The sequence below is a fragment of the Janthinobacterium lividum genome (assembly GCF_011601275.1).
In the GTDB taxonomy this organism is placed as follows: domain Bacteria; phylum Pseudomonadota; class Gammaproteobacteria; order Burkholderiales; family Burkholderiaceae_D; genus Janthinobacterium; species Janthinobacterium lividum_E.
Genome location: NZ_JAAOLY010000002.1, coordinates 200,277 through 215,889, shown reverse-complemented (window position 1 = coordinate 215,889; position 15,613 = coordinate 200,277). Strand labels below are relative to the sequence as shown.

The 15,613-nt window shown below is 64.8% G+C and carries 14 protein-coding genes; 11 read left to right on the top strand and 3 right to left on the bottom strand.

What is annotated here, in order from left to right:
- Positions 1-24 precede the first annotated feature (24 nt).
- From GYK42_RS03745 to GYK42_RS03700, 10 genes are all read left to right on the top strand, one after another.
- On the top strand, positions 25-1,683 hold the full coding sequence (locus GYK42_RS03745; RefSeq protein WP_166446399.1) for a mechanosensitive ion channel family protein: 1,659 nt from the start codon (positions 25-27) through the stop codon (positions 1,681-1,683).
- Positions 1,684-1,838: 155 nt separating this feature from the next.
- Positions 1,839-2,465, top strand: a complete 627-nt coding sequence (locus GYK42_RS03740) for a GNAT family N-acetyltransferase (RefSeq protein ID WP_166446398.1) — start codon at positions 1,839-1,841, stop codon at positions 2,463-2,465.
- 72 nt (positions 2,466-2,537) lie between these two features.
- Entirely contained in the window at positions 2,538-4,211 is a 1,674-nt protein-coding gene (locus tag GYK42_RS03735) for an amidohydrolase (protein ID WP_166446397.1), read from the top strand.
- Between the two features lie 106 nt (positions 4,212-4,317).
- Entirely contained in the window at positions 4,318-6,027 is a 1,710-nt protein-coding gene (gene hutU / locus GYK42_RS03730; RefSeq protein ID WP_166446396.1) for a urocanate hydratase, read from the top strand.
- Between the two features lie 8 nt (positions 6,028-6,035).
- Complete coding sequence (hutH, locus tag GYK42_RS03725; RefSeq protein ID WP_166446395.1) at positions 6,036-7,595, top strand: histidine ammonia-lyase; 1,560 nt, start codon at positions 6,036-6,038, stop codon at positions 7,593-7,595.
- A gap of 20 nt (positions 7,596-7,615) precedes the next feature.
- A complete protein-coding gene (gene hutG / locus GYK42_RS03720) occupies positions 7,616-8,404 on the top strand; it encodes an N-formylglutamate deformylase (protein WP_166446394.1) in 789 nt (262 codons plus the stop codon).
- Positions 8,389-9,765: a formimidoylglutamate deiminase gene (locus GYK42_RS03715; protein WP_166446393.1), complete on the top strand. Its 1,377-nt coding sequence runs from the start codon at positions 8,389-8,391 to the stop codon at positions 9,763-9,765. The genes hutG and GYK42_RS03715 overlap by 16 nt, the downstream gene beginning before the upstream one ends.
- Positions 9,765-10,340 carry a HutD/Ves family protein gene (locus GYK42_RS03710; RefSeq protein ID WP_166446392.1) on the top strand — a complete coding sequence of 192 codons (576 nt, stop codon included), beginning with the start codon at positions 9,765-9,767 and terminating at the stop codon, positions 10,338-10,340. The genes GYK42_RS03715 and GYK42_RS03710 overlap by 1 nt, the downstream gene beginning before the upstream one ends.
- Before the next feature lie 12 nt (positions 10,341-10,352).
- Entirely contained in the window at positions 10,353-11,579 is a 1,227-nt protein-coding gene (hutI, locus tag GYK42_RS03705) for an imidazolonepropionase (RefSeq protein WP_166446391.1), read from the top strand.
- Between the two features lie 21 nt (positions 11,580-11,600).
- The gene (locus GYK42_RS03700; RefSeq protein WP_431190147.1) at positions 11,601-13,100 is read left to right on the top strand and encodes a glycine betaine ABC transporter substrate-binding protein; all 1,500 of its coding nucleotides are present in this window, start codon (positions 11,601-11,603) and stop codon (positions 13,098-13,100) included.
- An 11-nt stretch (positions 13,101-13,111) separates the two neighbouring features.
- Here GYK42_RS03700 and GYK42_RS03695 read toward each other — a convergent pair whose 3' ends face one another.
- Entirely contained in the window at positions 13,112-13,291 is a 180-nt protein-coding gene (locus tag GYK42_RS03695; RefSeq protein WP_034746290.1) for a hypothetical protein, read from the bottom strand.
- A gap of 14 nt (positions 13,292-13,305) precedes the next feature.
- On the opposite strand from GYK42_RS03695, the gene GYK42_RS03690 reads away from it, so the two are divergent.
- A complete protein-coding gene (locus GYK42_RS03690; RefSeq protein WP_166446390.1) occupies positions 13,306-13,644 on the top strand; it encodes a hypothetical protein in 339 nt (112 codons plus the stop codon).
- A gap of 222 nt (positions 13,645-13,866) precedes the next feature.
- On the opposite strand, the gene GYK42_RS03685 is transcribed toward GYK42_RS03690, so the two are convergent.
- Complete coding sequence (locus GYK42_RS03685; protein WP_166446389.1) at positions 13,867-14,373, bottom strand: GNAT family N-acetyltransferase; 507 nt, start codon at positions 14,371-14,373, stop codon at positions 13,867-13,869.
- Positions 14,370-15,314, bottom strand: coding sequence for a DMT family transporter (locus GYK42_RS03680; protein WP_166446388.1), 945 nt, complete (start codon positions 15,312-15,314; stop codon positions 14,370-14,372). Before GYK42_RS03680 ends, GYK42_RS03685 begins: the two co-directional genes overlap by 4 nt.
- Between the last annotated feature and the right edge of the window lie 299 nt (positions 15,315-15,613).

Below are 15,613 nucleotides of genomic sequence, written 5' to 3'. Positions count from 1 at the left end.
TCCCTGTCACTTTTCATTGCTGCCATGTCCGCGTTGCTCCGCCTGTTGTGCCTGTTGACCATTTTCCTGTTGCCCGCAGCCCATGCGGACGATGGCGTGCCTGCGCTCGTTGCGGAGGCCGGGACCGTTGTGGCGCCGTCGCAGCTTGCCGCGGCCAGGACGGCGCCGCTGATGTTCGCCAACCGCAAGGTATTCGTCTTCCGCGCCGTGCTGGCCGGCTATCCGCCTGACGAGCGTGCCATCGGTGCGCAGCGCCGCCTGGAAAGCGTGCTGGCAAAAAACGGTCCGTTGCTGGCGAGCACGCGCATGATTTCCGAAGGCACGCAAGTGCTGCTCGATGGCGTGCAGCTGTTCGTCGTCGTGCCTGGCGACGTCAACCAGTTGGCTGGCGACACGACGGAAAGCGTGGCGAAAACGGCAGCCGCCGAGCTGAGCAAGGCTGTGTTTGACTATCGAGAGCAAAGCAGCTGGCGCTACCTGGCCATCGCCGCCGCCGTGTGCGCGGCCGCCACCCTCGTGTTCTGGCTCGTGTGGATGGGCTTGACGCGTTTTTACCACTGGGCCAAGCGCCGCAGCGGCATCCTGCTGGCCTCGCGCCTGCGCGACGTGCGTCTGAAGAATGTGCGCGTGCTCGACGCCGAACATTACATCGCCTTCGCGTATCAGCTGCTCAGCGCCGTGCTGTGGGGCTTGCGCCTGATGGCCACCTATCTGTGGGCCGCCTTCGTGCTGGGCCGCTTGCCCTACACGCGCTCCTGGGGCGAAAGCCTGAGCGGCTATCTGTTCGACGTGGCGGCCGACGTCTTCCACGCCATCATCGGCGCCTTGCCGGGGCTGGTGCTGGTCTGCGTGATCTTCGCCATCGCGCGCCTGATCGCCGCCACGGCCGCCTCGCTGTTCAAACGCGTGGAAAGCGGCGAATTGCAAATCGGCTGGCTCGACAAGGACACGGCTCTGCCGACGCGCCGCATTGCCAGCGTGGTGATCTGGCTGTTCGCGCTGGCCATGGCGTATCCGTATCTGCCCGGCTCGCACACGGCCGCCTTCCAGGGCCTGTCCGTGCTGGTCGGCCTGATGGTGTCGATCGGCGCGTCGAGCATCGTGGGCCAGGGCGCCAGCGGCCTGATCCTGATGTACACGCGCGCCCTGCGCAAGGGCGAATATGTGCGCGTAGGTGACAGCGAAGGCACGGTGGTCGACGTGGGCATGTTTGAGACGCGCTTGCGCACTGGCCTCGGCGAAGAGGTCGCCTTGCCGAACGCGTGGGTGATGTCGCAAACGACAAAGAACTACTCGCGCGCCCAGCCCGGCGGCGGCTTCGTGCTCGACTCCACCGTCACCATCGGCTACGCCACGCCGTGGCGGCAAGTACACGCCATGCTGGAACTGGCAGCCTCGCGCACCACGGAACTTTCCACTTCGCCAAAACCGTACGTGATGCAGCTGGCCCTGCAAGACTATTATGTGCAATACCGCCTGGTCGCCTACGCCAGCGCCGAAGTCCCCCGCCAGCGCGCCGAAGTACTGAACCGCTTGCACCAGAACATTATCGACGTCTTCAACGAATTCGACGTGCAGATCACGTCGCCGCATTACATCGATGACCCGAAGGAGTCGCACGTGGTGCCGCCCGGTGAATGGTTCAGGGCGCCGGCGCACAAGCCGGAGGACGGGGCCAAGTAAGGTCGCGCGACATGATGCTCGGTCATGGCGCTGCGCATGAAATGCCAGTGCCGGCCCGTGGTGTCCTGTGGTATTGGCCAGGCGCGAGGCCTGCGCGCTTGCGTTAAGATGCCGGACGTCTCAATGAAAAAACACAACGAAAAGAAAAAGAGTCCATGTCCAGCCCATGCCCCGCCGACACCTCCCGCACCGCCCGCAGCCTGGCCGCCGCCCTGATCGGCGACCCGTTCTACCGCACCGTCACGGTGGCGTGCGGCGAGGACGAAGCGGCGCGGCTGGCGATGCTGGAAGTGTACTTTGCGCTGGCGCTGGCCGAGGGGGAGCAGGCGGGCCGCGTCGACCTGGCTGACGAGGTGTGCAATGAGGCCGGCAATGGCGCCGCCATCTGGACGACGGACACGCCGGCAGCCCAGCGCCAGGCCGCGTATGCGCAGCGCGAGGATGCCTTGCGCGTGCTGCTGGGAGAGCAGGGCTACGCGCATTTCACGGCCATCGTCGGGAACATGGAGCACGCGCTGGCATTGCACGACTTGAGCGCGGCCTGGTATCTGTCGATCGCCGGCATCGCCCCGGACGCACAGGGCCGGGGACTGGGCGCGTCCGTGCTGGCGCCTGGCCTGGCGGCCGTCGATGCGGCTGGCGCCGCATGCTTTCTGGAGACATATAACGAACGCAGCCTGCCGTTCTATGGCCGTCTGGGTTTCGTGGTGGCGGGGCGGTACGCTGAAGCCGTCACGGGTTGCGATTACTGGCTCATGGTACGGGAACCTCACGCTGCCTGATTGACCATTTTGCCAATTTCTATACACTCGTCTTTTCACTTATTTACTTAATTAAAAGACCTGGAGATGGAAATGCCGAACCTGCCATTGCGCCGCACCCTGCTCACGCTCGCCTGCCTGGGCGCCCTTGGCCACGTTCATGCCGACACGGTCATCGACAACGCCAACGGCTACACGCTCAACGCAAATGGCAAGGTGGTGCGTTTCACGGCGCTGGCCTTTGACGATGCGGGCAAGCTGCTTGCCGTCGGCAGCGCCGCGCAGGTAAAACGCAAGGCGGCCAAGGGCGCCACGCATATCGACGTGCAGGGAAAAACCGTGCTGCCGGGCCTGATCGACGCGCATGGCCACGTGTTCGGCCTGGGGACGATCGCCAGCGGCGTCATGCTGTACGGTTCGTCCTCGCTGCCGGGGGCCGTACAGGCCGTGGGCGACTTCGCGCGCGCGCATCCGGAACGCAGCTGGATCATCGGCAATGGCTGGAACCAGGAGATATGGAAGCTGGGGCGCTTTCCCACGGCTTTGGAACTCGATGCGGCGGAAAGTGCGCGGCCCGTGTGGCTGCGCCGGGTCGATGGCCACGCGGGCTGGGCCAACAGCCGCGCGCTGGCGCTGGCCGGCATCACGCGCGCCACGCCGGATCCGGCAGGCGGCAAGATAGTCCGCGACGCGGATGGCGACGCCTCCGGCGTGCTGGTCGACAGCGCCATGGACTTGATGGACGCCGTGCTGCCCAAGCCGGGCGACGTGGAAAACCGCGCCGCCCTCGATGGCGCGCTGGCGCAGCTGTCGCAGGTGGGCTTGACCAGCGTGCACGATGCGGGCATCGGCCAGATGCAGGACCGGCTGTTCCGCGATTATGCGGACCATGGCAAGCTGACGGTGCGCGTGTACGGCATGATTGCCGACACGACGGAAGACTTCGACGCACTGTCGAAAAACGGCCCCTTGACCAGCTATGCGCGCGACATGTACGCCTTGCGCGCCGTCAAATTGCTGTCCGACGGCGCCCTGGGCAGCCGCGGCGCGGCCCTGCTGGCACCGTACAGCGACGATCCCTCTACCCGTGGCCTGCTGTTCTACAAGGATGACGTCATGCGCGCGAAGATGGAAAAAGCCATGCGCGCCGGCTATCAGGTGAACGTGCACGCCATCGGCGACGCGGGCAACCATCAAATCCTCGATGGTTACCAGACCTTGATCGCGCAATACCGCAGTGTGGGTCTGCGCCACCGCATGGAACACGCTCAGGTGGTGCAATTGAGCGATATCCCCCGTTTCAAAAGCCTGGGCATCGTGCCGTCGATGCAGCCGACACATGCCACGTCCGACCAGAATATGGCGGAGCAGCGCGTGGGGCACGAGCGCATCAAGGGCGCGTATGCGTGGCGCACCTTCCTCAAGCAGGGTTCGCGCATCGCCTGCGGCTCCGACTTCCCCATCGAGTCGCCGAACCCGTTAGAGGGCATCCACGCGGCCGTGACGCGGCAAAACAGCGAGGGTTTCCCGGCCGGCGGCTGGTACCCGCAGCAAGCCATGACGGTGACGGAAGCGCTGCGCTGTTTTACCTTGGACGCGGCTTGGGCGGCGCACCAGGAAAAGGTCATCGGCACCCTGGAAGCGGGAAAATGGGCGGACTTCATCGTCGTCGACCAGGACCTGTTCAAGGTGACACCGGCCGCCATCGGCAAGACGCAGGTGCTGCAGACGTGGGTGGCGGGCAAGCGCGTGTTCGAGAAAAAATAGGCAGTTTTCGCTTGCAAAAATCTGTTGACTTGGTTGTATAGACAACCTATGCTGGGAGCACCAGAGCGGGCCACGCATGTCCGCTCGCACCCTATGAGGAGACAGCATGAACAGCACAATGGACACCGATCCACGCTTTGATGCCAGCCGTACCATCCGCGCGCCGCGCGGCACGGTCATGGCTTGCAAGAGTTGGCAGGCCGAGGCGGCCTACCGCATGTTGCAAAACAATCTGGACCCGGAAGTGGCGGAAAATCCGCAGCACCTGGTCGTCTACGGCGGCATCGGCCGCGCAGCGCGCAACTGGGCCTGTTTCGACCAGATTCTCGCCTCGCTGCGCGAACTGGAAGACGATCAGACCCTCCTGATCCAGTCCGGCAAGCCGGTGGGCGTATTCCAGACCCACGCGGATGCGCCGCGCGTGCTGATCGCCAATTCCAACCTGGTACCGAAATGGGCCAACTGGGAACACTTCAACGAACTCGATCGCCAGGGCCTGTTCATGTACGGCCAGATGACGGCCGGCAGCTGGATCTATATCGGCACGCAGGGCATTGTGCAAGGCACGTATGAAACCTTCGCCGAGGCGGGCCGCCAGCATTTCGGCGGCGACTGGGGCGGGCGCTGGATCTTGACGGCGGGCCTGGGCGGCATGGGCGGCGCGCAGCCGCTGGCCGCCACCATGGCGGGCGCCGTGTCGCTCAATATCGAATGCCAGCAAAGCAGCATCGATTTCCGTCTGCGCACGCGCTACCTGGACAAGCAGGCGGCCAGCCTGGACGAAGCCCTGGAACTGGTCAAATACCATACCGAACGCAAGGAAGCGATCTCCATCGGCCTGCTGGGCAACGCGGCCGAAGTGCTGCCGGAACTGGTGCGCCGCGCCAGGGTGGGCGGCCTGGTGCCCGACCTGGTGACGGACCAGACGTCCGCGCATGACCTGGTCAATGGCTATTTGCCGCGCGGCTGGAGCGTGTCGGACTGGAAGGCGGCGCAGCAGGACCCGCAGCGCCATGCGCGCCTGACGGTGGCCGCCGCCGATTCCTGCGCCGCCCACGTGCAAGCCATGCTCGATTTCCACGCCATGGGCGTGCACACCGTCGATTACGGCAACAACATCCGCCAGGTGGCGTTCGACCAGGGCGTGCAGAACGCCTTCGACTTCCCCGGCTTCGTGCCCGCCTACATCCGCCCGCAATTTTGCGAAGGGCGCGGGCCGTTCCGCTGGGTGGCGCTGTCGGGCGACCCGGAAGACATCTATAAAACGGATGCGAAGATCAAGGAGCTGTTCCCCCACCACAAGCAGGTGCACCACTGGCTGGACATGGCTCGCGAGCGCATCGCCTTCCAGGGCCTGCCGGCGCGCATCTGCTGGCTGGGACTGGGCGAGCGCCACATCGCCGGCCTGGCCTTCAACGAGATGGTGCGCACGGGCGAGCTGAAGGCGCCCATCGTCATCGGCCGCGACCACCTCGATACGGGTTCCGTCGCCAGCCCGAACCGCGAGACGGAAAGCATGAAGGACGGCACGGACGCCGTTTCCGACTGGCCGCTGCTGAACGCCATGCTGAACACGGCCGGCGGCGCCACCTGGGTCTCGCTGCACCATGGCGGCGGCGTGGGAATGGGGTATTCTCAGCATGCTGGCATGGTCATCGTGGCCGACGGCAGTGAAGCGGCGGCGAAGCGCCTGGCTAGAGTGCTGGTCAACGACAGCGGCTCGGGCGTGATGCGCCATGCCGATGCCGGCTATGAAACAGCGGCCGCCTGCGCCAAGCGCAACAACCTGAACCTGCCGATGCTTAATACGAAGTGAAAGCAAACATGACACAGCACTCCAAAAGTTGGACCCTGAAACCGGGCGCGATGACCCTGGGCGACCTGCGCGCCGTCTGGGCCGCGCCTGCGAAACTGATCCTCGCCGCCGAAGCGTATCCCGTCATCGAAGCGTCGGCCGCCGCCGTGCAAGCCATCGTCGCCAAAGGCGATGCGGCCTACGGCATCAACACGGGTTTCGGCCTGCTGGCCAAGACGCGCATCCCCGATGAAAAGCTCGAGCAATTGCAGCGCAACCTGATCCTGTCGCACTCCGTCGGCACGGGCGAACTGCTGTCGGACGCCGTCGTGCGCCTGATCATGCTGATGAAGATCGGCAGCCTGGCGCGCGGCTTTTCCGGCGTGCGCCCGCTGATCGTCGACACCCTGATCGCCCTGTACAACGCCGGGATCATGCCGGCCATTCCCGCCAAGGGTTCCGTCGGCGCCTCGGGCGACCTGGCGCCGCTGTCGCACATGACCCTGGCCATGCTGGGCGTGGGCGAAGTGCGCGTCAACGGCGAATTGATGGCGGCGCCCGAAGCGCTGGCGCAGGCAGGCATCGCGCCCGTCGTGTTGGCGGCGAAAGAGGGCCTGGCGCTGATCAACGGCACGCAAGTGTCGAACGCGCTGGCGCTGCATGGCCTGTTCATGGCCGAGCGCCTGCTGGAAGCGGCCATGGTCACGGGCGCGCTGTCGCTCGATGCGGCCAAGGGCAGCGATTCCCCATTCGACGCGCGCGTGCATGCCGTGCGCGGACAGCCGGGGCAGATCCTGGCCGCGCAGATGTACCGCCAGCTGGTGGCGCACAGCGCGATTCGCGCCTCGCACCTGGAAGGCGACGAGCGCGTGCAGGACCCGTACAGCCTGCGCTGCCAGCCGCAAGTCATGGGCGCCTGCCTCGATTTGATCGGCAATGTGGGCCGCACCCTGCTGATCGAAGCCAATGCCGTCACGGACAATCCGCTGATCTTCCAGGATGGTCCCAACGGGCAGGCGGAGATCGTATCGGGCGGCAATTTCCACGCCGAGCCGGTCGCCTTTGCAGCCGACACCCTGGCGCTGGCGATTGCTGAAATCGGCGCGCTGGCCGAGCGCCGTATCGCGCTGCTGATCGACGCCACGCTCTCCGGCCTGCCGCCCTTCCTCGTGCGCGATCCCGGCGTCAATTCCGGCTTCATGATCGCCCACGTGACGGCTGCCGCGCTGGCGTCGGAAAACAAGTCGCTTGCCCATCCGGCCAGCGTCGACAGCCTGCCCACTTCCGCCAACCAGGAAGACCACGTGAGCATGGCCACGTTCGCCGGGCGCCGCCTGGACGACATGGCGCACAACACGGCCGTCATCGTCGGCATCGAGCTGCTGGCCGCCGCGCAGGGCATCGATTTCCACCGTCCGCTGAAAACCTCGCCACACCTCGAGCACGTGCATCATCAGCTGCGCCAGAAAGTGCCGTTCTTCGACGCCGACCGCTTCTTCGCGCCCGATATCGAAGCGGCCAAGCAGATGGTGCTGCAGGGTGAGTTGAGCAGCAAGTGCAAGAATTTGTTCGCCCCGCTGTACGGCTGAGCGGGCGCAAGGAGACAAGCATGGATTTCCGCTTCAACGAAGGCAGCATCCCGCTGCTCGTGTCGATGCCCCACGTGGGCACCGACATACCGGACGATATTGCCGCGCGCATGACGCCCCAGGCCCTGGTCAAGGCCGATACGGACTGGCATCTGCGCGAGCTGTATGGCTTTTTGCAGGAGATGGATGCGTCCGTGCTGTCGGCGCGCTGGTCGCGCTACACCATCGACTTGAACCGTCCGCAGGAAGATACGAATCTGTATCCGGGGCAAGATACGACGGGCTTGCTGCCCAGTGATACCTTCCACCGTGAACCGCTGTACCTGGCCGGCAAGGAGCCCGATGCGGCCGATGTACAGCGCCGGCTGCAGCGCTACTGGGCGCCGTATCATGCGCGGCTGCGCACGGAACTGGACCGGCTGCTGCGCGTGCATGGCGCCGTGGTGCTGTGGGATGCCCATTCCATCGCCTCGCGCGTGCCGCGCTTCTTTGACGGCAAGCTGCCCGACCTGAACTTCGGCACGGCCGATGGCGCCAGCTGCGATAGCGGCCTGACGTCGGCCGTGGTCGATATCGCGCGCGCACAGGATGCATTTACCGTGGCCTTGAATGGCCGCTTCAAGGGCGGGCATATCACGCGCCATTACGGCCAGCCGGAAAACCGCGTGCATGCGATCCAGCTGGAGATGTGCCAGTGCCTGTACATGGACGAGGCGGCACCTTTCGGCTACCGGCCCGACCTGGCGGCCCAGGTGCAGCCGCTGCTGCGCCAGATGATGGAAGCGGCCGTGGCATGGGTGGCGCGTTGAGCGGCTGTCTGTTCGCGCGCCACGCGCTGCTGCCGCAGGGCTGGCGCCGCGACGTGCTGCTGGAGTGGAATGCGACGGGCGACTTGACGGCGGTGACGGACAACGCCGCAGCGCCTCTTGGCGCGGAAGTGGCCGAGTATGTCTTGCCCGGCATGGTCAACCTGCATTCGCACGCGTTCCAGCGGGCGCTGGGCGGCATGACGGAAAAGGCGGGAGAAGGGCCCGACAGTTTCTGGACCTGGCGCGACCTGATGTACCGCTTCGCGCGCCACATCACGCCGGAACAGATGGAAACCATCGCCGCGCAGCTGTTTGCCGAATGCCTGCGCCATGGCTACACGGCTGTCTGCGAGTTCCATTACCTGCAGCGCGATGCGGCCGGCGCGCTGTATGCGCACCCTGCGGAAACGGCCGAACGGGTGCTTGCCGCGGCGCGCCTCAGCGGCATCGGCATGACCATGCTGCCCGTGCTGTACAGCCATGCGGGTTTCGGCGCACAGCCCCTCCAACCCGAGCAGGCGCGCTTTCGCACCGGTGCGGATGATGTCTTGCGCATTGTCGAAGCGCTGGCGCCGCAGCGCGGCGGGCAGGTGGAAGTGGGCTTTGCGCCGCACTCGCTGCGTGCGGCCGACGTGGCGCAGATCCGCGCAGTGGCGCAAGCGCTGCCTGCGGACCGCCCCATCCACATCCACATCGCCGAGCAGCAGGGCGAGGTGCGCCAGAGTCTCGATGTCAGCGGCCGGCGCCCGGTGCAGTATCTGTACGACCAGGTCGACGTCGATGCGCGCTGGTGCCTCGTGCATGCCACGCATGTGCAGCCCGATGAAGTGGCGCTGATGGCGGCCAGCGGCGCCGTGGCGGGCCTGTGCCCGACGACGGAAGCGAACCTGGGCGACGGCCTGTTCCCGCTGGCCGAATTCATCGCCGCCGGCGGGCGTTTCGGCGTCGGCAGCGACAGCCATGTATCCCAGTCGCCGGTGGAAGAATTGCGCTGGCTCGAATATGGCCAGCGCTTGCAGCGCCAGCGGCGCAATGTGGCCGCCACGCCGGATCAACGCCATGTGGGCGACTACCTGTGGCAAACGGCCTTGCAGGGCGGCGCGCAGGCGGCCGGGCGCAAGCTCGGCGCCCTGTCACCGGGCTGCCGCGCCGACTTGCTGGTGCTCGACGACGCGCACGTGAATCTGTGCGGCGTGGACATCGCCGATGTGCTGGGCAGCGTACTTTTCTGCGGCAACGACAACCTGGTGCGCGACGTGCTGTGCGGCGGCCAGTGGCAGGTGCGCGATGGGCGCCACGTGGCGCAGGACGCCATCGCCACCGCCTACAAGCGCACCCTGGCGCAATTGAGAGCACTCTGATGGCGACCTTCATCCCGCAGGAGTACCTGTGCGCCGCGCCGTGGAAAAACGGCGGCGGCAGCACGACGGAAATCGCGATCGCTCCCCCTGGCGCCGGTTTCGACGATTTTGACTGGCGTATCAGCCTAGCGACGATCACGGCCAGCGGGCCATTTTCCAGTTTTCCCGGTATCGATCGCAGTCTGATACTGGTCGATGGCGACAGCGTGCAGCTGACGCTGGACGGCACGCGCAAGGTAACCCTGAGCGCGGCGCAACCGATGCTGTGGTTTCCAGGCGAAGCGGCCGTATTCGCGCAAGTCAAGGGTCCGACGACGGATTTCAATGTGATGACGCGACGCGACCGCTGCCGCCACCAGCTGGAAAAAATCACGGCGCCGGGCAAGCTGGCGCGGCGCAGCGCGGCGACCCTGCTGTTCGTCGCCGGCGAAGGCCACGTGCTGGCGCACGGTGGCGAGCAGCAGTTCGCGCTGGCCCGCCATGATGCGCTGCTGCTCGATGCCGACGATGCGCCGGACTGGCGGCTCGACGCCTTGCAGCGCACGGCCGTGTTGCGCGTCGACCTGTTCATCTAGGAAGGAAACACCATGCAAGACTGGGATATGGTCATCCACAACGTCCACCTGGCCACCATGGAGCATGGCTATGGCGAACTGCTGGACGCGGCCATCGCCGTCAAGGATGGCCGCATCGCGTGGTTCGGCCCCGGCGACGAGCTGCCGGCCAGCGGCGCGGTGCTGCACGACGGCCAGGGCTGCTGGCTGACGCCAGGCCTGATCGACTGCCACACGCACATCGTCCACGCGGGCAACCGCAGCGACGAATTCGAGGCGCGCCTGAATGGCGCCAGCTATGAAGACATCAGCCGCGCCGGCGGCGGCATCATGTCCACCGTGCGCGCCACGCGCGCGGCCAGCGACGACGAATTGCTGCGGCAAAGCCTGCCCCGCGTGCTGGCGCTGCTGGCCGAGGGCGTAACGACCCTGGAGATCAAGTCCGGCTATGGCCTCGACGCGGACAGCGAGGCGAAGATGCTGCGCGTGGCGCGCAAGATAGGGAAACGGCTGCCGGTCACTGTGCGCACCACCTTCCTCGGCGCGCACGCGCTGCCGCCCGAGTACGCGGGCCAGGCCGACGCCTATATCGAGCTGCTGTGCGCGCAGATGCTGCCCCGGCTGGCCAGTGACGGCCTGGTCGACGCCGTCGACGCGTTTTGCGAACGCATCGGTTTTACGCCGGCGCAAACGCAGCGCATGTTTGACGCGGCGCAGGTGCTGGGCCTGCCCGTGAAACTGCATGCGGAGCAGTTGTCGGACCTGGGCGGCGCGGCGCTGGTGGCCCGTTACGATGGCCTGTCGGCCGACCACCTGGAATTCTTGTCGGAAGAGGGCGTCGCCGCCATGGCGCAACATGGCACGGTGGCCGTGCTGCTGCCGGGCGCGTATTATTTTTTGCGTGAAGTACAGCAACCTCCTGTCATGGCCTTGCGCGCGGCCGGCGTGCCGATGGCGGTGTCCACCGATTGCAACCCGGGCACGTCGCCGATGACGTCCTTGCTGCTGGCGATGAACATGGCGTGCACCCTGTGGCGCCTGACGCCGCAGGAAGCGCTGGCCGGCTGCACGATCCACGCGGCGCGCGCGCTGGGCTTGCAGGATCAGACGGGCAGCCTGGTGGTGGGCAAGCGCGCCGATTTCGCCCTGTGGCGCATCGCGCGCCCGGCCGACCTGGCGTATGCGCTGGGCCTGAACCCGTGCGCGGGCGTGGTGCATGGCGGTGTCTGGCGCGCGCCGGTGGTAAGCTTGCCGGATTGATCATCCGCCCTGGAGCGCCGCGTGCGTGTTGTTTACTCGTTGTCTTACCTGCTGCTGTTGCTAGTCTTCGCCATCGCGCCCGCGCATGCTCAGGATGGCGGCACCCTGAAGGTGGGTTCGAAGCGTTTTACGGAATCGTATATTCTCGGCGAAATCCTCCAGCAGAGCGCCGCGCCGCACGTCAAGGCCGAGCACCGCCAGGGCCTGGGCAACACGGCCATCGTGCTGGCCGCGCTGCAGGCGGGCAGCATTGACGTGTATGCCGAATACATGGGCACCATCGGCAGCGAAATCCTCAAGCACGACAACGCCATCGACCTGGCGCAGATGCGGCGCGAGCTGGCGCCGCTGGGCCTGGGCGTGGCCGTGCCGCTGGGCTTTAACAACACCTATGCGCTGGCAGTGCGCCATGATGAAAAATCCATCGCCAGCCTGGCGCAACTGGCCCAGCACCCGGCCCTGAAATTCGGCCTGTCGCATGAATTCATCGGCCGTGTCGATGGCTGGCCGGGCCTGGCCGCCCGCTATGGCTTGCCGCAGCGCCCGCGCGGGCTTGATCACGGCATCGCCTACGAAGCCTTGGCGCAGCGCCAGGTGGACGTGATCGACATCTATTCGACGGACGCGAAGATCCGCCAGTACGGCTTGCGCGTGCTGGCCGACACGCAGCAGTATTTTCCCCGCTACGATGCCATGCTGTTGTACCGGCTCGACGTGCCGCAGCGTTTTCCCGCCGCCTGGCTGGCGCTACAAGGGCTGCAGGGGCGCATCAGCGAGGCCGACATGATCGCCATGAATGCGGCCGTTGAAATCGATGGCAAGCGTTTTTCCGAGGTGGCCCGCCAGTGGCTGGCTTCCGGCACGCAGGCGAACAAACCTGCCGCCGCGCGCGGCAAGCTGCTCGATAAAATCATCGGCGACGACTTGTGGACCCTGACGCGCCAGCATGTGACCCTGGTGCTGTTGTCGGTGGCATTGGCGTGCCTGATCGGCGTTCCGCTGGGCGTGCTGGCGGCGTTTTCGGCGCCGCTGCGGCAAACGGTGCTGGCCTTCGTCGGCGTGCTGCAGACGGTGCCGTCCCTGGCCCTGCTGGCGATATTGATCCCCGTGCTGGGCATGATCGGCACGGTGCCGGCGCTGGTGGCGCTATTCGTGTACGCGCTGCTGCCCATCGTGCGCAACACGTGCACGGGCATTTTGCAGGTGCCGCAAGGCTTGCGCATGGCGGCGCTGGCGTTGGGCTTGAACAAGCGCGACCGCCTGCTGCACGTGGACTTGCCGCTGGCCTTGCCCGTCATGCTGGCGGGCGTGAAAACGGCGGCCGTGATGAGCGTGGGCACGGCCACCATCGCTGCCTTCATCGGCGCGGGCGGCTACGGCGAACGCATCACCATCGGCCTAGCGCTCAATGACAACGACATGCTGCTGGCCGGCGCAATCCCCGCAGCCGTGCTGGCCTTGCTGACGCAGGGCTTGTTCGAGCTGGTGGAGCGCTGGGCCGTGGCCGGCCGGCAGCACTGAAGGCGTCACGGTTACAGCGAGTGCAGTTTGGAGCGCACCGAGACGACGGCCTGGTGCAGGATGCGTTCGGCCTGGAAGTCGTTCTCGCGCTGTTCGGCGATGGCTTGCAAGTCGCGCGTGTAGCGCTCCAGGCGGGAGCGCAGATAGGCGCGGTAGATTTTCATGACGAGCGGTTTGGCAGAAACATTCATGATGTGGCTCCCAGATGCGTAACGATGCGTTCATTTTGTGTGAGCGGAATGCTGCCACTTTGTGCCATATCAAATGCCATGACCCCGTCAAATTGGCGCGTTTGACATTGCACAATGCTCCCAAGGCCGACGATGCCACACTGAATTTTCCCTGCTCGCCTGATCATCATCAGCCGCGGGCCCTGATTCCCTCAAGCATATTCAAGGAGCGTCGCATGGTCATTTTTGCCGTGGTTGCTGGCTGCATCGCCTGCCTGACAGTGTACCAAATCTATAGAAAATCGCAGGGTGGCAGTGGGGTTGCGCAACAACATATCGGCTTGCACGGCACATTGATTGAACCACGGAAATAATCAGTGTCATCCCAGCGACACTTGGTGAGACTTGGTTAGCAGATTTAAGTCAAATGTAAGGCCCGGTAAGCAAATGTAAAGGTCTGCGCTATCGCAAGCGGCAGCGGTTATATTGATAACCGTTGATTGCATTCTCCCCCTCCCACTTGACAATGGGTTCTACCCCGCGGTGCCGCTAGCCCGCGGGGATTTTTTTTGGGACTTACGCTTAAGGTTCCCCCATCAGGCCGATGTTGGCGTGCCTGCCGATAATTGCGTCAAGGCATTGCCAGCGACGCGGCAAATGCGCCAGTCCGGCATCACGTCCGCACCCATGCCCTTGTAGAAGTTGATCGCGTTTTCATTCCAGTCCAGCACCGACCATTCGAAGCGGCCGCAATCGCGTTCGACGGCCAGTTGCGCCAGCGCCACGAGCATCTGTTTGCCATAACCTTTGCCGCGCACCGATTGCTTCACGTACAGGTCTTCCAGGTACAGTCCCTTGCGGCACAGGAAGGTGGAAAAATTATGGAAGAACAGGGCGAACGTCACTACTTCTCCATTTTCCTCGCCGACCAGCGCTTCGCACGCGGGATGGGCGCCGAATAGGCTGTCGTGCAGCATGGATTCCCTGGCGATCATCATGTGTTCGAGTTTTTCAAACACGGCCAGTTCATGGATCATGCCGAAGATGGCTGCCACGTCGGATGCGGTCGCGGGACGGATGGCGAGGGAGGAAGAGGTGCTCATGTTGCCTTTGTTGATGGAGTGGTGGAAAGGGAAGCAATGGTATTCGTCTTGCGCGCCCCCGACGTCAGGGCCCAGGCCACGCTGGACAGGCACAGCACCATGCCCACCCATTCGATGGCGGCGGGCCGGTAGTGTTCGAACTGCACCGACAGCAGGACGGAAATGACGGGCGTGACGACGCCGATATACACGGTCTTTTGGGTACCGATGCGGGCGATTAACGTGAAATAGGCGCTGAAGGCGATCACCGAACCGAAGATGGCCAGGTACACCAATCCCATCCAGTAACTGGGGCGCGCGGGCAATTGCCACGACTGCCCCGTGGCGATGGCCCAGGCGGCCACTATCAAGGTGCCCCACAGCATGGTCCAGGCCATGGTCAGCATCACGTTGCCGGAATGTTCGCGTACTTTCATGACGAGGGCATTGCCTGCCGTGCTGGAGATGGTGGCCACCAGGGCCAGCATGAAACCGAGCAGGAAATGGCCATTGCCGCCGCCCAGCATATCTTGCAGCGCCGCGCCGATGGATTGGTAAAACAGCAGTACGATGCCGCAGATGGCGACGAATGCCGCGCAGCAGGTGCTCCAGGTAATCGGTGTGCCAAAGGCGATGCGGTTGAGCAATGGCGTCCAGAACACCATCAGCGCGAACAGCACGCTGACGAGGGCAGACACCAAGTATTGCTCCGAGCTGTAGGTGCACACATAGCTGAGGGCGAACGAGGCCAGGCCTTGCAGCAACATCCATTTTTGCGCGCGCCAGGGCAGCCGCAAGCGGTCGCCGCGCACGGCGCACCAGGCAAACAGGGTAGCGGACGCGAGGCCGAAGCGGTAGACCACGGAAACGGCGGGGGCGACGTCGCCCAGCTGCAAGGTGATGGCCCAGAAGGTGGAGCCCCAGATCAGGCAGGCAATGATGAACAGGAAAGGAGAGGACATCGCGCAAGTATACGGGCATCGCGCGGGGATGGCGAGTGCGGTCGAGTTTGCTCAATGTGTCGTCAGGAGACAGCCAGGATTGAGCCAGCGCAGCGCTTATGGAAAATGTTGAATTTATGAAAATATTTACTTTATTATCAAGTAAATATTTTCCGGATTGCATCTTTGAAGGGGACCGCCATGCCAGCCTCACTGCAGATCAAAGTATGGAGCGTGCTTGTGTATGTGGTCGTGACGGCGGTGATTGCCATCTGGCTGCACCCTTCGGTCTTGCTCGCTGCCGGCGCCTTCGGCTGAGC